General features: G+C 66.4%; 18 protein-coding genes. 9 read left to right on the plus strand and 9 right to left on the minus strand.

The features are described from left to right. Positions 1-17: 17 nt before the first annotated feature. Positions 18-1,886 carry an NPCBM/NEW2 domain-containing protein gene (locus OXQ33_RS00530; RefSeq protein WP_267432546.1) on the minus strand — a complete coding sequence of 623 codons (1,869 nt, stop codon included), beginning with the start codon at positions 1,884-1,886 and terminating at the stop codon, positions 18-20. 205 nt (positions 1,887-2,091) lie between these two features. Here OXQ33_RS00530 and OXQ33_RS00535 point away from each other — a divergent pair, with 205 nt between their 5' ends. Then, on the plus strand, positions 2,092-4,749 hold the full coding sequence (locus OXQ33_RS00535) for a glycoside hydrolase family 3 C-terminal domain-containing protein (protein WP_267432548.1): 2,658 nt from the start codon (positions 2,092-2,094) through the stop codon (positions 4,747-4,749). Between the two features lie 132 nt (positions 4,750-4,881). Here OXQ33_RS00535 and OXQ33_RS00540 read toward each other — a convergent pair whose 3' ends face one another. Then, complete coding sequence (locus OXQ33_RS00540) at positions 4,882-5,952, minus strand: alpha/beta fold hydrolase (RefSeq protein ID WP_267432550.1); 1,071 nt, start codon at positions 5,950-5,952, stop codon at positions 4,882-4,884. 358 nt (positions 5,953-6,310) lie between these two features. Here OXQ33_RS00540 and OXQ33_RS00545 point away from each other — a divergent pair, with 358 nt between their 5' ends. Genes OXQ33_RS00545 through xylA form a run of 3 tightly spaced genes read left to right on the plus strand, consistent with a single transcriptional unit; the run spans position 6,311 to position 10,237 of the window. Further along, positions 6,311-7,456, plus strand: a complete 1,146-nt coding sequence (locus tag OXQ33_RS00545; protein ID WP_267432552.1) for a glycoside hydrolase family 43 protein — start codon at positions 6,311-6,313, stop codon at positions 7,454-7,456. Between the two features lie 9 nt (positions 7,457-7,465). Further along, positions 7,466-8,914 carry a xylulokinase gene (gene xylB / locus OXQ33_RS00550; protein ID WP_267432554.1) on the plus strand — a complete coding sequence of 483 codons (1,449 nt, stop codon included), beginning with the start codon at positions 7,466-7,468 and terminating at the stop codon, positions 8,912-8,914. Further along, positions 8,915-10,237: a xylose isomerase gene (gene xylA / locus OXQ33_RS00555; RefSeq protein ID WP_267432556.1), complete on the plus strand. Its 1,323-nt coding sequence runs from the start codon at positions 8,915-8,917 to the stop codon at positions 10,235-10,237. A gap of 241 nt (positions 10,238-10,478) precedes the next feature. Here xylA and OXQ33_RS00560 read toward each other — a convergent pair whose 3' ends face one another. After that, complete coding sequence (locus tag OXQ33_RS00560; RefSeq protein ID WP_267432558.1) at positions 10,479-11,669, minus strand: aromatic amino acid transaminase; 1,191 nt, start codon at positions 11,667-11,669, stop codon at positions 10,479-10,481. Positions 11,670-12,189: 520 nt separating this feature from the next. On the opposite strand from OXQ33_RS00560, the gene OXQ33_RS00565 reads away from it, so the two are divergent. The 5 genes from OXQ33_RS00565 to OXQ33_RS00585 all read left to right on the plus strand — a co-directional run bounded on the left by OXQ33_RS00565 (position 12,190) and on the right by OXQ33_RS00585 (position 16,153). Continuing rightward, entirely contained in the window at positions 12,190-12,912 is a 723-nt protein-coding gene (locus tag OXQ33_RS00565) for a Crp/Fnr family transcriptional regulator (protein WP_267432560.1), read from the plus strand. A gap of 132 nt (positions 12,913-13,044) precedes the next feature. Next, positions 13,045-13,635, plus strand: a complete 591-nt coding sequence (locus OXQ33_RS00570; RefSeq protein ID WP_267432562.1) for an SRPBCC family protein — start codon at positions 13,045-13,047, stop codon at positions 13,633-13,635. Further along, positions 13,632-14,819, plus strand: coding sequence for a zinc-dependent alcohol dehydrogenase (locus OXQ33_RS00575; RefSeq protein ID WP_267432564.1), 1,188 nt, complete (start codon positions 13,632-13,634; stop codon positions 14,817-14,819). The genes OXQ33_RS00570 and OXQ33_RS00575 overlap by 4 nt, the downstream gene beginning before the upstream one ends. A gap of 11 nt (positions 14,820-14,830) precedes the next feature. Next, positions 14,831-15,613 carry an SDR family NAD(P)-dependent oxidoreductase gene (locus OXQ33_RS00580; RefSeq protein ID WP_267432566.1) on the plus strand — a complete coding sequence of 261 codons (783 nt, stop codon included), beginning with the start codon at positions 14,831-14,833 and terminating at the stop codon, positions 15,611-15,613. Positions 15,614-15,634: 21 nt separating this feature from the next. After that, positions 15,635-16,153 carry a ferritin-like domain-containing protein gene (locus tag OXQ33_RS00585; protein ID WP_267432568.1) on the plus strand — a complete coding sequence of 173 codons (519 nt, stop codon included), beginning with the start codon at positions 15,635-15,637 and terminating at the stop codon, positions 16,151-16,153. 156 nt (positions 16,154-16,309) lie between these two features. Here the strand turns inward: OXQ33_RS00585 and OXQ33_RS00590 are convergent, their stop codons facing one another. The 6 genes from OXQ33_RS00590 to OXQ33_RS00615 all read right to left on the minus strand — a co-directional run bounded on the left by OXQ33_RS00590 (position 16,310) and on the right by OXQ33_RS00615 (position 22,268). After that, positions 16,310-17,017: a ZIP family metal transporter gene (locus OXQ33_RS00590; RefSeq protein WP_267432570.1), complete on the minus strand. Its 708-nt coding sequence runs from the start codon at positions 17,015-17,017 to the stop codon at positions 16,310-16,312. Between the two features lie 146 nt (positions 17,018-17,163). Beyond that, positions 17,164-17,895, minus strand: coding sequence for a 3'(2'),5'-bisphosphate nucleotidase CysQ (locus tag OXQ33_RS00595; RefSeq protein ID WP_267432572.1), 732 nt, complete (start codon positions 17,893-17,895; stop codon positions 17,164-17,166). Next, the gene (gene cysN / locus OXQ33_RS00600; RefSeq protein WP_267432574.1) at positions 17,892-19,805 is read right to left on the minus strand and encodes a sulfate adenylyltransferase subunit CysN; all 1,914 of its coding nucleotides are present in this window, start codon (positions 19,803-19,805) and stop codon (positions 17,892-17,894) included. Before cysN ends, OXQ33_RS00595 begins: the two co-directional genes overlap by 4 nt. Before the next feature lies 1 nt (position 19,806). After that, positions 19,807-20,706 carry a sulfate adenylyltransferase subunit CysD gene (cysD, locus tag OXQ33_RS00605; RefSeq protein ID WP_267432576.1) on the minus strand — a complete coding sequence of 300 codons (900 nt, stop codon included), beginning with the start codon at positions 20,704-20,706 and terminating at the stop codon, positions 19,807-19,809. Positions 20,707-20,755: 49 nt separating this feature from the next. After that, on the minus strand, positions 20,756-20,974 hold the full coding sequence (locus OXQ33_RS00610; protein ID WP_267432578.1) for a hypothetical protein: 219 nt from the start codon (positions 20,972-20,974) through the stop codon (positions 20,756-20,758). Between the two features lie 40 nt (positions 20,975-21,014). Next, positions 21,015-22,268: an N-succinylarginine dihydrolase gene (locus tag OXQ33_RS00615; protein WP_267432580.1), complete on the minus strand. Its 1,254-nt coding sequence runs from the start codon at positions 22,266-22,268 to the stop codon at positions 21,015-21,017. Positions 22,269-22,271: the final 3 nt, after the last annotated feature.

Genomic DNA, 22,271 nt, shown 5'->3' on the forward strand with positions numbered 1-22,271 from the left:
CACTCGGCTCCAGACCCTTAGTCGAGCAACCGCGCGTCGCCCCACACCACCGGCAGCGCCGCTTCGAGAGCGCTATCGGCGCGCGCGACCAGTTCGATCAGCTTGCGGCCCCGCACGTCCGCCTCGATCGTCGAGGGCGCTTCATTCAGGCCCATGGCGCGCGACCGGGTGAGCAGTTTGCCGTCGCCATAAACCTCGAACACCACGCGCCGCCCGCGTGCGGTGCCGGAATCGTCGACGCCGATCGTGGCGGCGAAGCGGCTCTGCCCCGGGTTGCGCACCTCCAGCCGCGAATTGGCAAGCACACCCAGCCCGGTGTCATAGGCTTTGCCCGCCATCCGCAGCGGCCGACCGAAAGGCGTGCGGTCCGCCTGCGCGCCGCCCCAGCCACCATATTGCGGAAAGTCGCCTGGCCCCTTGCTGCCGCCCCAGGGGCTCAACTCGTGATGGATGGTCGGATCGCCCTCGGGCGTCCGGACGCCGTCTTCCGCCGGGTTCACATCGCCCGGCGTCTCCGACAGATAATGGCCGCGCGGCAGACGACGCTCGCCGGAGACGCGGTAGAGCAGCGTCTGGTGCGGCGCGAGCGTCAGTTTCGTCTCGCCCGAAAACCCGCTCTTCTGCCCGGTCCACAGGTCGGTCATGGCGACGAGGCGATCGCCGCGCAGCTTCAGGTGATCGGCGGTCAGGACGGGCTGGACCGGCCCGGCGGTGCGGTTGAGGATCGCCACTGCCTTGTCGCCATCGGCCAGCGTCTTCACGAAGATCTGAACGTCGTCGGACAGATAGGCCGGGGTCGCCTGATGCCCCGCCGGGTCCTGGTTCAGCGCGATGATCGCCCGGCTGCCGAGAAGCGCGATCTGCTCGGCATTGGCCTTGCGCAGGTCGAAGCCGATCAACAGCGGCGCGTTCATCATCGCCCAGAGCGCGAAATGCGACCGCGCCTCGGTCATATGGTTCGCATCGAACTCGCCCGAGCCGACGAACAGCATATCGGGGTCGTTCCATGTGTGCGGATGCGCGTAGAGGGCACGGGTCGCGCTGGTGTCGAAATTGGTCAGCATGCGCGACCAGTGCGCGGTGATATCGTCGCTGGTGCGCGAGACATTGCCGATCTGCTTGCCCCAGTTGCGGACGTCGGACGATCCCCAGAGGCAGAGCGAGAAGATATAGTCGCCGTCCGGATTTTCCCGGCGCAGCGCCGTCGCCACCTGGTCGTAAAGCGCGCGCACCGCCGGAATATCGGTCCGTGCGAGCGAGTTCATGTCGATCAACGGGGGCAGTTCGCGATAATCGCCCTTGCGGACATGGTCGCTGTCCTTGCCCAGCCCGCGAATGCCGCAGCCATCGACCTTGATGTAATCGAAGCCCCATTCGCGGAAATAGAGTGCGATGTCCTGATCGATATGGCCGTAAAGCCCGACCTCGCGCTCGGCGACGCTACCCTCGGGCTGGTTGGCGAAGTTGGGCGTATAGACCTGGCCGCAACTGTTGCGCCCGATATCCGAATAGATGCCCGCCTTGAACCCCATAGCATGGAGTCGGTCGGTGAGCGGGCGGAAGCTGGTCTGCTGGTTGGGGCCGGCGGCGGCGGAGGGAAATTTGTCGGTGCGGATCACCATCCGGCCATCGGGCTGGCGACGGCGAAGCCACCAGCCGTCATCGATGTTGATGTAGCGATAGCCCGCATCGCGCAGCCCCTTGTCGACGATCAGCTCGACCGAGGCCATCACCTTGTCCTCGTCGACATCGCTGTTGAACGCGTTCCAACTGTTCCAGCCCATCGGGGGCAGGCTGGCCCGGCCGTCCTGATTGGCGCTCCAGCGTCCGGTCGGCGCCAGCGGATCGATGGCCGCCGTCTGAGCAACGCTCACAACGGGGGTCATGAGCCCCAGCAGCGCTACGCCACTTGCCAAAATCAACCGCTTCGTCCGGGGCATAGCCATCCTCCCAATCTGTTTTGCCGACATCTTGTCGGACTAAAAAGAGGCTGTCCACCGCCTGTGATCGATTGCCATGGATTTGCCGGGTGGACAGGGTGGCGGCGGGTGATAACGGTAACAGAAATAACGATATCGGGAGTGGATGGTCATGAAGGCATGGCGTGGATCGATCTTGGCCGCCCTGGCGCTATCGGCGGCGCATTCCGCTTTGGCGCAGTCGCAAGGCGGCGGCGAGCAACAGGCCGATGCGCTTGCCGAGCGGCTGGTCGCGCGGATGACGACCAACGAGAAACTGGCGCAGTTGCTCAACACCGCGCCCGCCATCCCTCGGCTGGACGTGCCCCCCTATAATTGGTGGACGGAGTCGCTGCACGGTGCGCTGGGGCCGGTGCCGACGACCAATTTTCCGGAGCCGGTCGGGCTGGCGGCGACCTTCGACGAAGCGCTGGTCGGCCAGGCGGCACAGGTCATCAGCCGCGAGGTGAGGGGGCTCCATGCGCTTGCCCGCCAGACGGGGCGGATGGGGCGGATCGGCACCGGGCTGGATACGTGGTCGCCCAACATCAACATCTTCCGCGATCCGCGCTGGGGCCGGGGGCAGGAGACCTATGGCGAAGATCCGTTCCTGACCGCGAAGATGGGCGTGGCGTTCGTTCGCGGGATGCAGGGGACCGATCCGACGCGGATCGACGTGGTAGCCACCCCCAAACATTACGCGGTGCATAGCGGCCCGGAATCGACCCGGCACGAGGCGAATGTCTATGTGTCGCGACACGATCTGGTCGACACCTATCTCCCCGCCTTCCGCGCGGCGATCGTCGAGGGTGGGGCGGGGTCGATCATGTGCGCCTATAACCGGATCGACGGCCAACCGGCATGCGGCAGCGACCTGTTGCTCAAGGAGTATCTGCGCGGGAGCTGGGGCTTTCGGGGCTATGTCGTGTCCGATTGCGATGCGGTGAAGGATATCGCCGCCAACCATCATTACGCCCCCGACGCCGCCACCGCGGTCGCCGCCGCGATGCGGGCGGGCGTCGATAACGAGTGCAACAATGCGACGCTGACCGATACGGACGGACTGACCAATCCGTACCGCGACGCCCTGTCGCGCGGCCTGATCTCGGTCGCCGATATCGACCGCTCGCTGACGCGGCTGTTCGCGGCGCGCTATCGCACCGGCGATCTGCCGGGCCTGCGTCCGCTATCGACCCAGACCAGCTCGCCCGCCGATGTCGATACGCCCGCGCATCGGGCGCTGGCGCTGGAGGTCGCGGAGAAGAGCCTCGTCCTGCTCAAGAACAAGGGCGTCCTGCCGCTCAAGCCCCAGGCACGGATCGCGGTGATCGGGCCGCTGGGCGATGCGACGCGGGTGCTGCGCGGCAATTACTCCTCCTCGCTGTCGGGGCCTGCCTTCTCGGTGGTCGACGGACTGCGGCAGGCCATGCCGGGCGCGCAGGTGCGCTATGTCCCCTTCGCCGAGACCTTCACCGACGGCGATCCGATTCCGACCAGCGCGCTCAGGACCGAAGACGGCCAGCCCGGCCTGCTCGCCCGCTATTACAACGTCGTGGGGCACATTCCCGAGCGTTTCGCCCCCGGTGCGCTGGGGGAATGGCTGAAGACCGCAAGGTTCGAGGATCGCCCGGTCGTCACCCGGATCGAGGCCAATGCCGCCTCGCGCAGCCTGGACCTGTCCTCGGTCCGCGACGTGCACCGGGCGGTCTGGACCGGCTATCTCGTTCCGCCGGAGACGGGGCGTTACCGGCTGGGCATATCCGGGTTCAACGGCGCGATGACGCTCGACGGACAGCCCTTTGTCGATCTGACCAAGGCGTCGTGGAACAGCCTGCCGACGATGCGCACCGTCACGCTGGAAAAGGGGCGGCGCTACCCGATCACGGTCACGACCGAGGCGCGTATCCTGACCGGCATCAACCTGGTGTGGAAGCGCGTGTCCGACGATCCAGCGGGCGAACTCCGTGTGGCGGCGAAGGCCAGCGACGCGCTGGTCGCGGTGGTCGGCCTGACCTCCGACCTGGAGGCGGAGGAAGCGCCGATCTCGGTTCCGGGCTTCAAGGGCGGCGACAAGACGACGCTCGACCTGCCCGCCGATCAGCAGGCGCTGCTCGAACAGGCCAAAGCCACCGGTCGCCCGCTGATCGTCGTGCTGATGAACGGCAGCCCGGTGAACCTTGCCTGGGCGAAGGCCAATGCCGATGCGATCGTCGAGGCCTGGTATCCGGGGCAGGCGGGCGGGGTGGCGGTCGGCAATGTCCTGTCGGGCAAGACCAATCCGGCGGGTCGCCTGCCGCTGACCTTCTATCGCTCGGTCGAGGATCTGCCGCCCTTCGGCGACTATGCGATGAAGGGGCGGACCTATCGCTACTTCACCGGCACGCCCGTCTATCCGTTCGGTTACGGTCTCAGCTATACCAGCTTCGCCTATGCGCCGGTGTCGGTCCAGCCGGGCGCCGACGGGGCGATGCGCTTCACGACCGAGGTGTGCAACAGCGGTCGCCGGGCGGGGGACGAGGTGGCGCAGCTTTACCTGAACTTCCCCAAGGTCGACGGCGCCCCCCGCATCGCGCTGCGCGGGTTCCAGCGGGTGCATCTGGCCCCCGGCGAGCGGCGGCGGCTGACCTTCACCCTGACCCCGCGCGACCTGAGCGCGGTCGATGCCGATGGCGCGCGGATGGTGATGAAGGGCGATTACCGCGTCTCGATCGGGTCGGGACAGCCCGATACCGGCGTGCCTGTGCGGAGTGCGGCGTTCCGGATCGACACCCCCCGGACGATCCCGGATTGATCCTCCCCGGCACGGGGAGGTGGCAGGGCGAAGCCCTGACGGAGGGGGGCTTCGACGGAACATGTCCCACGCGGCACGCCCCCTCCACCATGCTCCGCATGGTCCCCCTCCCCGTGCCGGGGAGGATAGAGATTACTTCGTCACCAGCGACCGGCCGAAGAACGGCAACACCTGCTCCTGGAACCGCACGCCGATCCGGTTGACGTGGTCGCCGTCATAGATCTCGAATGTGTGCGCGATGCCATAGCGGTCCATCGCATCGTGCAGCGCCTGTGCGTCGGCCTTCAACCCGTCCTGCGACCCGACGTCCAGCGCGATCGCGCGGTAGCTGCGCAAGGGGGCGACATATTGATCGACAAAGGCGAGCGGCGTGTTGGCCAGCCATTTGGCGGTGATGTCGTCGCGCATCTTGCCGTCCTTGACCGGCAGGTCGAGATAGAGCGGCGGGTTCTTCGGATTGGGCGACCAGGCGGCGGAAGCGGCCAGCATCGCGCGCTGGCCCCAGTTCAGCTTCTCCGATTCCCGGGGCGATGACAGGCTGGTCAGCAGCTTCTCGTCGGTCCCCTCGGGCCGGGCCATCATGCGTGGCGACAGGCAGCAGGGGCTCATCATATAGATGGCGCCGTACCTATCGGCATGCTTCATCCCGATGCGCGCCGTGCCATAGCCGCCCATCGAATGGCCCGCGAGGCCACGGGCTTCGCGGCGGGGAATGGTGCGGTAGCGCGCGTCGATCGCGGCGATCAGGTCGTGGCTGACGAACCGCTCGAAATCGCCGACCGTCTGCGAGGACGAGTACATCGATCCGTTGTGCATCGTCTTGCTGTCGGGGAAGACTAGGATCATCGGCGCCACCCCGCGCGCGAAGGCCCCTTCCACCGAGGCGGGGACATGGATTTCCCGGGTCCACTGGTCCGCGCCGATCGAATAGCCGTGCAGCGCATAGACCACCGGATAGCGGCGCGTCTTGTTCCTGGCATAGTCGGGCGGCAGGACGACGATGACGTCGCGGTCGGCGCTGTTCCCCTCCAGATTCCCCTCGATCGCCGCCGAATGAACCTTGATCCGTTCGACCGTCACCGGCTTGGCGCCCGGCACCGTGGCGGGGGTCTGCGTCGTCATTTGGGCGGGCAGCGCGGCGAGCGGCGTGCAGGCCAATCCGGCGGCGAGCAGCCAGTGCATCTTCGACATAGGACATGCCATGCGGGTGATCCTCCCTCTTGAAACGATGCCGACATGGATGTGCCGGTCTTCGATATGGTCGTGAAAAGCCGTGCCCCGCGATGAGACGGGCGGGACGGATATCGTTACCAACAATGCGGGTTCGTCCTTGTCAAGCGGGGTGGCGGAGGTTTCCCTTGGCCTTCGACTGCGCTCAGGCTGAGCGGAGGTCGGGGATAGAAGACCACACGCCGTCGCTCCGTTCAGCCTGAGCGAAGTCGAAGGCCACGCCCCGACCGCCGTGGCCGGAAAACGATGAACCGCCCTTGCATCCTCGTCGCTGATAGCGCTATCGTGCGATCAAAGCCCTGGATACGGGGCGAATGGGAGAGAGGAAGCGATGAAGCGCTTGATGATGGCCAGCCTGATGCTGGGGCTCGGCACGGCGGCCTGCGGATCGCCGCAAAATGCCGATAATGCGGCGGCGGACAATGCGGCGACCGCCGCGACCTCGAACGAGACCAATCCGATCTCGCCCGATGGCCGTCACTATCTGTCGCAGCCGCTGGTGCGCGAGATCTTCACCGCCGATCCCTCCGCGCATGTCTGGGGCGACGGAAAGATGTATATCTATCCCAGCCACGACGTGCCGACCGATACGCCCAACGACGATCTAGGCAACCAATATGCCATGCGCGATTACCGCGTCCTGCGCATGGACGAGCCGGGCGGGCCTGTCACCATCGGCCCCGTCGCGCTCGACGTGAAGGACGTGCCTTGGGCCTCGCAGCAGATGTGGGCCCCCGACGCCGCCTTTAAGGACGGCACCTATTATCTCTATTTCCCCGCGCGCGATAAGACCAAGGATCGCAACGGCCTGGGCGCGTTCCGCATCGGCGTAGCGACCTCCAGGAACCCGATGGGCCCGTTCAAGGCCGAGCCGGAGGCGATCCCCGGCAGCTTCTCGATGGACCCCGCCGTGTTCCAGGACGCGGACGGCCAGGCATATATGTATTTCGGCGGCATCTGGGGCGGTCAGCTTCAGCGCTGGAAGGACGGCAAGTACGACCCGAACGGCAGCGATACCGACCTGAAGCAGGACGATCAGCCCGCGCTGTCGGGCAAGGTCGTCAAGCTGAACCCCGACATGAAGACCTTCGCCGAGACCCCGCGCGACGCGGTGATCCTGGACGAAAAGGGCAAGCCCGTGCTGGGCGGCGCGCATGACAAGCGCTTCTTCGAGGGATCGTGGGTCTTCAAGCGCGATGGCAAATATTATTACACCTATTCGACCGGCGACACGCATTTCCTGAACTATGCGATCGGCACCAGCCCCTATGGTCCGTTCACCTATAAGGGCCATATCCTGAAGCCGGTTCAGGGCTGGACCACCCATCACTCGATCGTCGAGTGGAAGGGCAAGTGGTGGCTTTTCTACGCCGACACGCAATTGTCGAACAAGAACCACCTGCGTAACGTCAAGATGACCGAACTGACGTTCAACCCGGACGGCACGATTCCGACCCTCGACCCGTTCGTGAAGTAAGGACATCGGATGTTTCTAGGCATCGATATCGGCACCTCGGGCGTGAAGGCCGTCGTGCTGGACGAACATGGCGCCGTGGTGGGGCAGGGGACGGCGGCACTAACCGTGCAGCGTCCCCAGCCGCTCTGGTCCGAACAGGACCCCGAGGCCTGGTGGCAGGCGACGACGGCGGCGGTGCGCGCGATCGACCCGGCGGTGCGCCGGGCGGTGCGCGGCATCGGCCTTGCCGGGCAGATGCACGGCGCGACACTGCTGGGCGCGGACGATCAGCCGCTGCGCCCCGGCATCCTATGGAACGACGGGCGCAGCCATGCCGAATGCGCGGAGCTGGAGGCCAAGGCCCCCGAGCTTCACCGCATCGCGGGCAATCTCGCCATGCCGGGCTTCACCGCGCCCAAGCTGCTCTGGGTCGCGCATCACGAGCCAGAAACGTTTTCGGCGATCCGCACCGTGCTGCTGCCCAAGGATTATGTCCGGCTGCGCATGACCGGCGAAAAGGCGTCGGACGTGTCGGATGCGGCGGGTACCCTGTGGCTGGACGTCGCCGCGCGCGAATGGAGCGACGAGATCCTCGCCGCGACCGGCCTGACCCGCGATCAGATGCCGCAGGCGGTCGAGGGTACGGCACAGACCGGACGCCTCCGCGCCGAGGTGGCCGAGGCCTGGGGCATCGATCAGGTACCCGTAGCGGGCGGCGGCGGCGACAATGCCGCAGGGGCCGCGGGCGTCGGCGTGGTCAAGGACGGCGACGCGCTGCTGTCGCTGGGCACCTCGGGCGTGATCTTCGCCGCCACGCGCGAGTTCCGGCCCAATCCGGCGGGCGCGGTTCATGCCTTTTGCCACTGCCTGCCCAATGTCTGGCACCAGATGTCGGTGCATCTGTCGGCGGCGGCGTGCATCGACTGGGTCGCGCGGCTGACCGGCACGCCGGGCGCGGCGGAACTGTTCGCGCGGGCCGAAAGCGTCGGTCCGGCGAGCGGCCCCGAAATCTTCCTGCCCTATCTGTCGGGCGAGCGGACGCCGCACAACGACGCCGAGGTGCGCGGAGCGTTCCTGGGCCTCGACCATGACACCACGCCGGAGCGGCTGGCGCAGGCGGTGCTGGAGGGCGTGGCTTTCGCGCTCGCCGATGGCCTGTCGGTGCTGCGCGACGCGGGCACCGAGCTTTCGCGGCTTTCCGTGATCGGCGGCGGCGCTCGCTCTTCCTATTGGGGGCAGACGCTGGCCGCCGCGCTGGGCGTCGAACTCGTCTATCTGAAGGGTGGCGAGGTCGGCCCCGCGCTGGGCGCCGCGCGACTGGCGCAACTGGCGGTCGATGGCGGTTCGCCGGAGGAGGTCTGCGCGCCGCCGCCCGTCAGCCACACCATCGCCCCCGACGCCGCGCTCGCCGAGCGCTTCGCCCCCAAGATCGCGCGTTTCCGCGACAGCTATTCCCGCATCACTCCGAGGAACCGTTAAATGGCTACCGACTTTTTCGCCGATATCCCGACGATCCGTTACGAAGGCCCCGACAGCGAGAATGAACTCGCCTATCGGTTCTACGACAAGAACCGCGTCGTGCTGGGCAAGACGATGGAGGAGCATCTCCGCTTCGCCGCATGCTTCTGGCACACCTTCTGCTGGCCGGGTTCGGACGTGTTCGGCGGCGGCACCTTCAACCGCCCGTGGCACGCCGGCGCGAACGACAGCGCGGCGGCTGCACAGAAGCGCGAGGTCGCATTCGACTTCTTCTCGAAGCTCGACATCCCCTATTACTGCTTCCACGATGTCGACGTGATGGCCGATGCGCAGGGTGTCGCCGAGCATCGCCGCTATTTCGCCGAAGCCGTCGATCATCTGGAAAAGCTCCAGGCCTCGTCGGGCCGCAAGCTGCTTTGGGGCACCGCCAATCTGTTCAGCCATCCGCGCTTCGCCGCCGGTGGCGCGACCAACCCGGACCCCGAGGTCTATGCGTTCGGCGCGATGCAGGTCCGCGACGCGCTGGAAGCGACGCATCGTCTGGGCGGCGCGAACTACGTGCTGTGGGGCGGTCGTGAGGGTTACGAGACGCTGCTCAACACCAACATGAAGCGCGAGCTCGACAATCTCGGTCGCTTCCTGTCGCTGGTGGTCGAGCACAAGCACAAGATCGGCTTCACCGGCACCATCCTGATCGAGCCGAAGCCGCACGAGCCGACCAAGCACCAGTACGACTTCGACACCGCAACCGTGTACGGCTTCCTCAAGGCTTACGGCCTGGAGAACGAGGTCAAGGTCAATATCGAGGCGAACCACGCCACGCTGGCAGGCCATACCTTCGAGCATGAGATCGCCACCGCCGGCGCGCTGGGCATCTTCGGTTCGATCGACGCCAATCGCGGCGATCACCAGAATGGCTGGGATACCGACCAATTCCCCAACTCGGTCGAGGAACTGACGCTGGCGGTGCTGGAGATCATCCGGGCGGGCGGCTTCACCACCGGCGGCTTCAACTTCGACGCCAAGGTGCGTCGCCAGTCGATGGATGCGGTCGACCTGTTCCACGGTCATGTCGGTGGGATCGACGTGGTGGCCAAGGGCCTGCTCAACGCCGCCGCGCTGATCGAGGACGGTCGCCTGGATGCGATCAAGGCCGAGCGTTATGCGGGTTGGGACGGCGACTTCGGTCAGCAGGTGGGTGGCCTGGACCTCGCCGGGATCGCCGATCTCGCCGTGGAGAAGGCGGTCGATCCGAAGCCCCGTTCGGGCCGTCAGGAGCGGATCGAGAATATCGTCAACCGCATCGTGAACTCGAGCAAGTAAGGGGTGGGGCCGGGTGATCCGGCCCGCCTGTCGATTGGGGGCGCGTCCGATGATCGGGCGCGCCCTTTTTTGTGCCCGGTGGATGAGGGCTGGGGGCTGATGGATTCCCTTGGCCTTCGACTACGCTCAGGCTGAACGGGGGATAGTATAGCAGGCTGAACAGAGCCAACCTCCGTTCAGCCTGAGCGCAGTCGAAGGCCAAGGGCCAACGTCCGCCAAACGCGAACGCTGGCCCCGGACGTTACGCTACCCCGTTCGCCGCCATATCCCGCAGCGCCGCATGAAAGCGCCCGATCGCTTCCGTGCTGAACCCGGCAATGTTGATCCGCCCCGATCCGGCCATGTAGATGCCGTGCCGGTCGCGCAGCCATTCGACCTGGGTCGGGCTGAGCGGCAGGGTCGCGAACATGCCCTTGCCCCCGGCGACCGCCGCCAGATCGATCGAGCCGATCCGGCCACCCGCCGCCAGCGCGGCGCGCAGGCTTGCCAGCCGCTGTCGCATCGTCTCCAGTTCGTCGCGCCATTCGCGGCTCAGCGCCTCATCTTCCAGAATGATGCGCACGATGGCCGCGCCGTGATCGGGCGGCATCGACCAGTTGGCGCGCGCCAGCGACAGCAGGTTGGACAGCACCACCACGCCGGTATCGGCGTCGGGCGACAGGGCGAACAAGGCTCCGGTCCGCTCGCGATACAGTCCGAAATTCTTGTCGCAGGAATAGGCGAGCAGCGCTTCCGGCACCGCCGACAGGATGGTGCGGGCACCCGCCGCATCCTGATCGAACCCGTCGCCCAGCCCTTGATAGGCGAGATCGACGACCGGGGTCAGCGCCTTGTCGGCGACATGGCGCGCGATCGCGGTCCATCCGGCGGCATCGGGGTCGATCCCGATGGGGTTGTGACAGCAACCATGCAACAGCACCGCCTCGCCCTCCGCCGCGCTGTCCAGGCCGCGAAGGAAGCCGTCCAGATCGAAGACCTGGCTGGTCAGGTCGTAGCAGGGGATCATGACCGGCTCGACGCCCGCCTGTCGGAACAGCGGCGCGTGATTGGCCCAACTCGGGCTGCCGATCCAGATCCGGGGAACGCCCGCGCGGGCGAGCAACTCGGCGGCGAGGCGGAGCGCACCCGTACCGCCCGGGGTCTGGAGACCGACGACGCGATCGGCGGCGACGGTGTCGGCCAGGACCAGCGCGGCCAGGGCCCGGACGAAACCGACATCCCCCTCGGGCCCGAGATAGGATTTGCTGGGCTGCTCGGCGAGCAGGCGGGCTTCGGCGGCCTTGACGGCGGTCATGACCGGGGTGCGCCCTTCCTCGTCCCGGAACACGCCGACGCCCAGGTCGATCTTGTTGGCGCGCGGGTCGGCGGCGTGCTGGCCGATGATCCGCAACAGGGCATCGTCGGGTTGGCGGGTCAGGTTCGCGAAACGCATGGCAAAGCCTCTTGGAGGGAAAGGCGCGCACCATAGGGTCCCGGCGGGGAAAGGGAATGCCCGGCGGATCATGCGCGGCGGTCGCGGCCCATCCGGCGGGCGGGATGCCCGCACCCACCCACAATGGTTTGAATCATCATATCGTCGCGTTTGCGAAACTAACGCACGAAAAACGTTACATATTGATATGCATTATGGAGCGTATCCCCCGGTTGTTCGTAGACCTTGTGGACGGAAATTCCGGTGGCGCCCAGCTCGCCCTGCCATGACCGTGATGGCACGCCGATCCTGGGCCTTACCAACGGTTCGGCTCCGTCGAACCTTCAGTAGTGTCAGGCCCGGTGACGTGTGTCGCGTCATCGCCATCGTCGTGCGACCGTGACGGGTCGGCGGCGTGATGAGGATAGTTTGCGATGAACATCTGCCGGCCCATCTCGCCCGTTCGGACGATCCACCTATCGATGCCGCGACCCGTGCGGTGCGATCATCGTGCCGGTTTCATGCCGGTGGAAGACAAGCCATGACGCTCGGTCTGGTCCGCCCCGCCCAGGGTCATTCGCTGCCGGCGCTCAGCCGGTTGTCGCGGCTGGCCTCGCTCGACAAGATGGCGGAGGCTGCGCTGATCGAAGCGATGGCGCGCCCGCAGTTATTTCGTCCCCGCCGCGACCTGATGGTCGAGGGACGGGATATTGCCACCCCGCATCTGATCCTGTCGGGCTGGGCCGCGCGGGTCCGCATCCTGCTCGACGGACGGCGGCAGTTCCTGAACTTCCTGCTGCCGGGCGACGTGGTCGGGCTGTATCACCACCACAAGCCGCTCGCCCCGACCAGCATCATCACGCTGAGCGAAGTGACCACCTGCGCTCCCCCCGCCTGGGGCACGAACCCGTCGCTGGACGAAGCCTATGGCGTCGCGCATGCGCTGGACGAGGCGTTTCTGCTCGCCCAGATCGCGCGGCTGGGCCGGATGAACGCGATGGAGCGCATCGGCGACCTCATGCTGGAATTGCAGGAACGGCTTGCCATGAGCGATCTGACCCACGGCCCCAGCTTCGAATTGCCGATCACGCAGGAGACGCTGGCCGACGCGCTGGGGCTGACGGCGGTGCATGTGAACCGGATGCTTCAGGCGGCCCGGCGCGCGGGCGACCTGATCTGGTCCTCGCGGTCGATCACCATCCCGGACCCCAAGGCGCTGGCGCGCAAGGTCGGTCGCGTGCCCATTCGCGTGTCGGGAAGCTGACCTTGCGAGCCGCCCGTCGATCACCCCGACCTTCCGTCTTGATGTTTATCAAGATATTGGAAAAACATGTTTAAATAAGGAACAACCATCCTCATCCAACGCTGTCCGGGCAAGGAATGAGGAGAGAGGCTTGTGCCGGACATCGCCGACAGACCCTATGACGACGCACCCGTGTCGACGTCGAAGGACAGCGACGCCGCTGTAAAAACCGCGATCAGCGAGGGGATCGAGGAACAGGGCGACAGCCTTGCCGCCTGGGCCGTGACGATCAATCGCCCCGCTGCCGAACTCTATGCCTGGTGGCGCGACTTTTCCAATCTGGCCAGCGTGATGGAGAATGTCGATCGGATCGATGTGCTCGACGCGCAACGATCTCATTGGGTGGTCAAGGCGCCCGGCGGTTCCACCGTCGAATGGGATGCGATCGTCACCGAGGAGCGGGAGGGATCGCTGATCGCCTGGACCTCCGACGAAGCAGCCGATGTCGCCAATTCGGGCCGCGTGACCTTTCGTGACGCGGGCGCGCGGGGCACCGTCGTCTCCGCCACCATCCTTTATGACCCGCCCGCCGGGGTGATCGGCAAGCTGGTCGCCAAGCTGTTCCAGCGCGAGCCCAATATCCAGGTCCGCCGTGATTTGGCGCGCTTCAAGCAGCTTATGGAAACCGGCGAGGTCGCGACCAACGCGATGAACCCCAGACAGCTTGAGGAGCAGGGTGCATGAAGGCGCTGACCTGGCACGGCAAGCATGACGTCCGCATCGACAATGTGGACGATCCCGCCATCATCAATCCGCGCGATGCCATCATCAAGGTGACCGCGACCGCGATCTGCGGATCGGACCTGCATCTCTATGACGGATACATCCCGACGATGCAGTCGGGCGATATCCTGGGCCATGAATTCATGGGCGAGGTGGTCGAGACCGGCTCCGCTTCCACCCTGAAAAAGGGGCAGAAGGTGGTGGTGCCGTTCACCATCGCCTGCGGCTCCTGCTATCATTGCGGCAAGCATCAATATTCGGGTTGCGAGAACGGCAACCCCGCCGACAATCAGGATATCGCGCGCGAGCTTTACGGCCAACCGATGTCCGCGCTGTTCGGATATAGCCATATGACCGGCGGCTATGCGGGCGGTCAGGCGGAATATGTCCGCGTGCCGTTCAGCGACACTGGCCCCATCGTCATTCCGGACGGGGTGGAGGACGAGAAGGTCCTGTTCCTCTCCGACATCCTGCCCACCGGCTGGATGGCCGCCGAGAATGCGCAGATCGAACCGGGCGACACCGTCGCCGTCTGGGGCTGCGGCCCGGTCGGGCTGTTCGCGGTCCAGTCGGCCTTCCTGATGGGCGCGGAGCGGGTGATCGCGATCGACCACTTTCCGCACCGGCTGGAGCTGGCGCGCAAGTTCGGGGCGGAGACGATCAACTATGAACAGACCTCGACCTATGACGCGCTGATGATCATGACCGGCGGGATCGGTCCCGACGCGGTCATCGACTCGGTCGGGCTGGAGGCGCACGGCCTGTTCGTCGACAATGCGATCGACCAGATCAAGGCGTCGACCTTCCTCGGCACCGATCGCATCCACGCCATTCGTCAGGCGATCATCGCCTGTCGCAAGGGCGGGCGGGTGTCGATGCCCGCTGTCTATGGCGGCTTCGTCGACAAATTCCCGCTCGGCGCGGTGATGCAGAAGGGGCTGACGCTCAAGACCGGGCAGACGCATGTCCAGCATTACCTGCCGGGCCTGCTCGACGCGATCATGGAGGGGAAGATCGATACGACCTTCCTGATCTCCCACCGCCTACCGCTGGAACAGGCGCCCGATGGCTATCGCATGTTCCATGACCAGCAGAATGAAGTGACCAAGATCGTGCTGAAGCCCGGTCAGTCGGTCGCGAAGTGACGGAGGCCGATATGGCAGGGAAATTGGCGGTCGTGACCGGTGCGTCGAGCGGCATCGGCTATCATCTGGCGGCCTGCGCGGTGCAGGACGGTTATGACGTGGTGATCGTCGCGGACGAGCCCGAAATCCGCAGCGCGGCCAGCGAACTGGCGGGGCAGGGCGGACAGGTTCAGGCGATCGAGGCCGATCTGTCCTCGCTGGAGGGCGTGGACACCTTGCTGGCGGCGGTCGGCGGGCGGCGGATCGACGTGCTGTGCGCCAATGCCGGAAACAGCAAGGGCGGGCCGTTCCTCGACCAGTCGGTGGAGATATGGCGTCGCTCGGTCGATACCAATGTGACGGGCACCGTCTATCTGCTCCAGCGCGTGTTGTCGGCGATGATCCGGCAGGGTGAGGGCAAAGTGCTGGTCACCGGCTCGATCGTCGGTTTCATCCCCGGCCCCTTCAACGCGATCTACAATGCGACCAAGGCGTTCATCGTCAACTTCACCGAGGCGCTGCGCAACGAGATCAAGGAGCAGAAGGGCGTCACCCTGACCACCCTGATGCCAGGCCCGACCGAGACCGAGTTCTTCGCCCGCGCCGATATGCTCGACACCCGGGTGGGTGCCAGCAAGAAGGACGACCCCGCCGAGGTCGCCCGCAAGGGCTGGGACGCGATGCTGGCGGGGGAAGGGCATATCGTCCCTGGCCTCGCCAACAAGGCCCAGGTCGCCGGGGCCGGCGTGGTGCCGCAATCGGTGCTGGCCGAGGCGCATCGCAAGATCGCCGAACCCGGCTCGGCCGACCGCTGACCCCTCCAAAGGAGACCGACCATGGGCCTGTTCACCAAGGATATCGCGACGCTGGACGACCTGTTCGTCCATCAGCTTCAGGACATTTATTACGCCGAGCACCAGATCACCAAGGCGCTGCCCAAGATGATCGACAAGGCGACCGATCCGCAGCTCAAGGCCGGGTTCGAGCAGCATCTGCGCGAGACCGAGGGGCAGATCCGGCGGCTGGAACAGGTGTTCGAGATGCACGGCAATTCGCCCAAGGCGGTCACCTGCCCGGCGATCGACGGCATCATCAAGGAAGCCAATGAGGTCGCGGGCGAGGTCGCCGACAAGCGGGTCCTCGACGCGGCGCTGATCGCGGCGGCGCAGGCGGTCGAGCATTATGAGATCGCCCGCTACGGCACGCTGGTCGCCTGGGCGCGGCAATTGGGACGCAGCGATTGCGCGGCGATCCTCGACGAGACGCTGGCCGAGGAAAAGGCGACCGACGAAAAGCTTACCGGATTGGCCGAAGGCGGGACCAACGCGGCGGCGCAAGCCGCCGAACCCGCCTGACGCGCCACCGGTAGTCGGGGCATCGTCGCCGGAATACCCTTCCCCGAAGGCGATGCCCCATCCTCCCCGGCACGGGGAGGGGGACCAGCGAAGCTGGTGGAGGGGGGCTTCCACAAGGGACATGCCCTGTGAAAGCCCCCTTCGTTCAACCCGAAATCAATGGGCGAAGTGCGTCACGCCCAGCATCAGCACGATCCCGGCGACAGTCGCCAGACTGGTGCGGAAGCGCGGATCGAGCGACTGGCTGCGCGGCACCAGTTCGCACGCGCCGATATACAGGAACACCCCCGCGAAGAGCGCCATGACCGGCGCCAACATGCTCGCCGGAATGGCGATGCCCAGCCCGATCAGAACGCCCAGCATCGGCGCGATCCCGTTCAGGATCAGCCAGCGCCGCGCCGCCGTTTCCGACCGTGCGGCCAGGCTGAGGCTGACGGTATTCACCCCGTCGGCCACGTCATGGGTCAGCACCGCCAGCGCGATCATCCAGCCCGCCGCGGTATCGATCTGAAAGGCCAGGCCGATGCCCAGTCCGTCCATCAGGCTGTGCAGGCACAGCATGGCGGGCCCCAGATCGCCACGCCACGACGCCGCCGCGCGGGGGATCCGCGCCAGCAGTCGGTCGAGCAGCATATAGCCCGCCAGCCCCAGCGCGGTGAAACCCATCATCTCCCGCACCGCCCAGCGGTCGCCCGCCAGTTCCAGCGCCTCGGGCACCAGGTCGAACAGCGCCACGCCGACCACGATCCCGGCGGTCACCCCCAGCACCATGCCGATGCGATGCCGCAGGCGAAGCGCGAGCATCCCGCCCGCCAGCGTCGCCACCATCGCCGCCAGGCCGAACGCCAAAGGGATCAGCGTCATCGCGCGGACCCCATGGCGAGGGCGTGGGGATACGGTAGCGGTCGCAGCATCGCGGGTTCATGGACCAGCGCATGTGACGTTACAAGGTCACGCATGCCGAATATCGGGCACCGGTGCGGGCGGTCGCCTTCCACGGGCGAAACGCCCTATCCCTTTGCGATCGCGTCGAGAACGCGTTCGGCGACTTCGCGGCGGCAGATCAGCAGATCGGGCAGCAGCGGGTTTTCGCAATTGTAGATCAGCGGTCGGCCATCGATGCGCGAGGCATGGAGCCCGGCGGCGAGCGCGACGGCGGCGGGGGCGCAATTGTCCCACTCATATTGCCCGCCGTCATGGAGGTAGACATCGGCCCGACCCTCGACCACGGCCATCGCCTTGGCGCCGGCGGAGCCCATCGGGATCAGCGTTGCGCCCAGCCGATCGCCGACGCAACGGGCGATGTCGGGCGCCCGGCTGCGGCTGACGACGACGCGCAGGCCTTGGGGGCAGGGGGGATGGTCGGGGGGGAGGTCGTCGGTCGCGAAGATCCGGTCGCGGTCGGGCACCGCGACGGCGCCCAGTGCGGGGCGGCCATCGATGGCGAGGCCGATATGCACCGCCCACTCATCCGACCCACTCGCATATTCGCGGGTTCCGTCGAGCGGATCGACGATCCAAACCCGCCGCGCCGCGCAGCGGGCACGGTCATCCACCGACTCCTCCGACAGGATGAAGTCGTCGGGCCGAGCCGCGCGCAGCCGGTCGAGAATCAGCGTGTTGGCATCCCGGTCGCCCAATTGGCCCAGCGCCGCGCCGTCCAGCCCGCTCGACGCGCGCAGGTCCTTCAGCAGTTCGCCCGCCTCGATGGCGACCGACCGCGCGAGTTCGGCGTCGGTCACAGGTCGTAGCTCCAGATGCCCAGCACATGCTCGACGATCCGCGACGCGGCCTGTTCCGCCGTTTCCCTGGTCGTGTCGACCCGGATTTCGGGTCGCTCGGGCGCTTCATAGGGGCTGGAGATGCCGGTGAACTCGGCGATCTCACCCGCTCGTGCCTTGGCGTAGAGGCCCTTGACGTCGCGTTCCTCGGCGACCGCCAGCGGCGTGTCGATGAAGATCTCGACGAACTCGCCCTCGGGCAGCAGCGCGCGGACCATGTCGCGCTCGGCGCGGAAGGGGGAGATGAAGGCGGTCAGGACGATCAACCCAGCATTCGCCATCAGCTTGGCGACCTCGCCCACGCGGCGGATATTCTCCACCCGGCCCGCTTCGGAGAAGTCCAGGTCCCGGTTCAACCCATGGCGGATATTGTCGCCGTCCAGCAGGAAGCTATGGCGCCCCATGCTATGCAGCTTCTGCTCGACCAGATTGGCGATGGTCGACTTGCCCGAGCCCGACAGGCCGGTGAACCAGAGGACCTTTGGGGCCTGTCCCTTCTGCCGGGCATGGGCTTCGCGGGTGATGACCGCCGACTGCCAATGGACATTCTGGGCGCGGCGCAGCGCATGGTCGATCATCCCCGCCGCCACGGTCGCATTGGTCGCGCGGTCGATCAGGATGAAGCCGCCGAGCGTACTGCCCTTCGCATAGGGCTCGAAGACGATGGGACGGTCGGCATAAACCTCGGCCAGCCCGATATCGTTGAGCGCCAGCGTGTCGGCGGGGCGCTGTTCCTGGCTGTTCACATCCACGACATGGCGCGGCGGCTGCACCGTCGCGCCGACCAACTGGGTACCGAGCTTCAACGAATAGCTGCGTCCCGGCACCAGCGGCGCGTCCGCCATCCAGACGATGGTCGCGACGAACTGGTCGGCGATTTCGGGCGGGTCCTCGGCCGCGGCGATCACGTCGCCGCGCGAGCAATCGACCTCGTCGGCGAGGACCAGCGTGACGGCCTCGCCCGCGATCGCCTGTGGTCGGTCACCGTCATAAGTGACGACCCGCGCAATCTCGGTGGTCTTGCCCGAGGGGGCGATCCGTACCCGGTCGCCGACCGACACCCGGCCACTCGCGATCAACCCGGCAAAGCCCCGGAAGTCGAGATCGGGCCGGTTGACCCATTGCACCGGCATGCGGAACGACGCTGCGACCGCGCGATCGCCGTCGATGGCCACCGTCTCCAGATGCGGCAGCAGCGCCGGGCCGTCATACCAGGGCATGTCGGGCGAGGGCGTGGTGACGTTCGCGCCGGTCAGCCCCGACAGCGGGATGGCGGTGAAGCGCTCGATCCCGATGCCGCGCGCAAAGGCGGCATAATCGGCGACGATCGCGTCGAAGACCGACTGGTCATGCCCGACCAGGTCCATCTTGTTGACCGCCAGCACGATCTCCTTGATCCCGACCAGATGCGCCAGATAGCTGTGCCGCCGCGTCTGGGTGAGTACGCCCTTGCGCGCGTCGATCAAGATCACCGCCAGGTCGGCGGTCGAGGCGCCCGTCACCATGTTGCGGGTGTACTGCTCATGGCCGGGCGTGTCGGCGACGATGAACTTGCGCTTCTCCGTCGCGAAGAAGCGATAGGCGACGTCGATGGTGATGCCCTGCTCGCGCTCGGCGGCGAGGCCGTCGACCAGCAGCGCGAAGTCGATATTGGCCCCTTGCGTGCCGACCCGGCGGCTGTCCGCCTCCAGCTGGCTGAGCTGATCCTCGAAGATGGTCTTCGAATCGTAGAGCAGCCGCCCGATCAGCGTGGACTTGCCGTCATCCACCGAGCCGCAGGTGATGAAGCGCAGCATCGACTTGGCGGCATGGGTGGCGAGATAGGCGTCGATGTCGGCGGCGATCAGCGCATCGGGTTGATAGGCGGTCATCTCAGAAATACCCCTCGCGCTTCTTCTTCTCCATGCTGGCGGCCTGATCGTGATCGATCGCACGCCCCTGTCGCTCCGAGGTGGTGGTCAGCAGCATTTCCTGGATGACTTCCGACAAGGTCGCGGCCTCGCTCTCGACGGCGCCGGTCAGCGGATAGCAGCCGAGCGTGCGGAAACGGATGGAGCGTTCGACCGGCACCTCGCCGGGACGCAGTTTGAACCGATCGTCATCGACCATCAGCAGCATCCCATCGCGCTCCACCGTCGGGCGGGGGGCGGCGAAATAGAGTGGCACGATTTCGATGCCTTCCTGAAGGATGTACTGCCAGATATCGAGTTCGGTCCAGTTGGACAGCGGGAAGACGCGGATGCTCTCCCCCTTGTGGATGCGGCTGTTATAGAGGTTCCACAGCTCGGGCCGCTGCGCCTTGGGGTCCCAGCCATGCGCGGCGGAGCGGAAGGAAAAGACGCGCTCCTTGGCGCGGCTCTTCTCCTCGTCGCGCCGGGCACCGCCGAACGCCGCGTCGTATCCGCCTGCGGTCAGCGCCTGCTTCAGGCCCTCGGTCTTCCACATATCGGTGTGGCGGCTGCCATGGTCGAAGGGATTGATGCCCAGCGCCTCCGCCTCCGGGTTGCGGTGGACGATCAACTCCATGCCCGCCGCCTCGGCCGCGCGGTTGCGCAGCTCGTACATGGCGCGGAACTTCCAGGTCGTGTCGACATGCAGCAGCGGGAAGGGCGGCCGCGCCGGGAAGAACGCCTTCTTCGCCAGATGCAGCATCACGGCCGAATCCTTGCCGACCGAATAGAGCATCACCGGCCTTTCGGTCTCGGCAACGACTTCGCGCAGGATATGGATGCTTTCGGCTTCGAGCCGTTGAAGGTGGGTAAGGCCAGTCATCGGATTGTCAGATAATGTCGCCAGCGAACCGCGCGACCAACTTATCCTGTCAATCGCGATAGTCCCGCTCCAGCGAGTCCAGGATTCGTGCGCCAGCCATGAACACCGCAATGGGGCAGGCGGCGAACAGGATCTTGCCCGGAATGCCCGGATAAGCCTGAAGATAGTGCATGCCCCGCTCGACCGCGCCCAGGCCGAGGCCATAGATGACGAGGAACGCCTCGAACTTCGTCTTGATCGTGAACAGGGCGACGATGCGGGACCACATGGGTGTGGTTACACCACCGCATCGCGAACAGGCCAAGCCCTTAAGTCGCGGCCAAAATGAGACAGTCCAGTTCGCTCAACAGCGCGATCCGCGCCGTCTCGATCCGTTGGATCAGCGCGGGGTCGCCGATGTCGGCGGGGGCGATGGCTTCGGGCCAATGGGTCTTGATCACGGCGGCGATGCGGTCGAGCCTTGCATGATCGACCAGGAAACGCGGGTCGATCGTGGCGGGGTCGGCGACGACGCGCAGGCGAAGACAGGCGGGGCCGCCGCCATTGGCCATCGATTCGCGGACATTCACCACCTCCAGCCGGCGGATCGGGCCGTTGCCCGCGACATGCTCCTGCAACCAGGACCAGACCGCGTCATTGTCGCGCGCCTCCTGCGGCAGGATCAGCGTCGGCTCGCCGCCCGGCGGGGTCACCAGCTGCGCGTTGAACAGATAGGAGGCGATGGCATCCTCCAGGCTGACACGGGCGGCGGGAACCTCGACGATCTCCACCTCGGGCAAGATCGTGCGCAGGTCGTCGTAGAGGCGGGCGGGGTCGGCGAAGGCCCGCTCGTGCGCGAACAGCACCCGTTCGTTGGCGACGGCGACCACGTCATTGTGGAACGCCCCCGCCGCGATCGCCGCATCGGACTGGCGCGCGAAGAGGACGCGGTCGGGGGACAGGCGGTGCGCGCGGGCGATGGCCTCGCTGGCTTGGCGATGTTGGCGCGCGGGGAAGGGGCCACCGCTTTCGCCATAGACGAAGACCTCGACGCCGGGATGGTCGTGCGCGGCGCAGAGCCGCATGTGATTGGCCGCCCCCTCGTCGCCAAAGGGTGCGGGCACCGGCGAATGGACGATGAAGGCCGGGTCGGCGAAGGCGAGGCGAAGCTGGGCCAGGGTCGCGGTCCATTCATGGCTGCGATGCGGCATGGTCAGCAGGTTGGCGACGGTCAGGTGACACCGCCCGTCGCGCGTGTCGGGCGCGGGAGAGACGGTCGCGGCATTGGCCGCCCACATCGCCGACGCGGACAGCGCCTGAGCCTTGAGCACCGGAGAAGCCGCATCATAATCGGTCGCCAACCGCCCCAGCCAGGGATGATCGGGGCGCGGATGGGGCAGAAAAATCCCCTGCACCAGCCCCAGGTCGAGGTTCGCGCGCATCTTCGCGATCCCCTGCAATGCGGCGGCCCGGGGGTGGGAGGTCTTGCCCGCATTGCGCGTGGCGGCGAGATTGCCGTGGCTGAGCCCCGCATAATTGTGGCTGGGGCCGATGATGCCGTCGAAGTTGATCTCTCTCAGCATGGC

It is taken from the genome of Sphingomonas sp. GM_Shp_1 (genome assembly GCF_026540895.1).
GTDB lineage: Bacteria > Pseudomonadota > Alphaproteobacteria > Sphingomonadales > Sphingomonadaceae > Sphingomonas.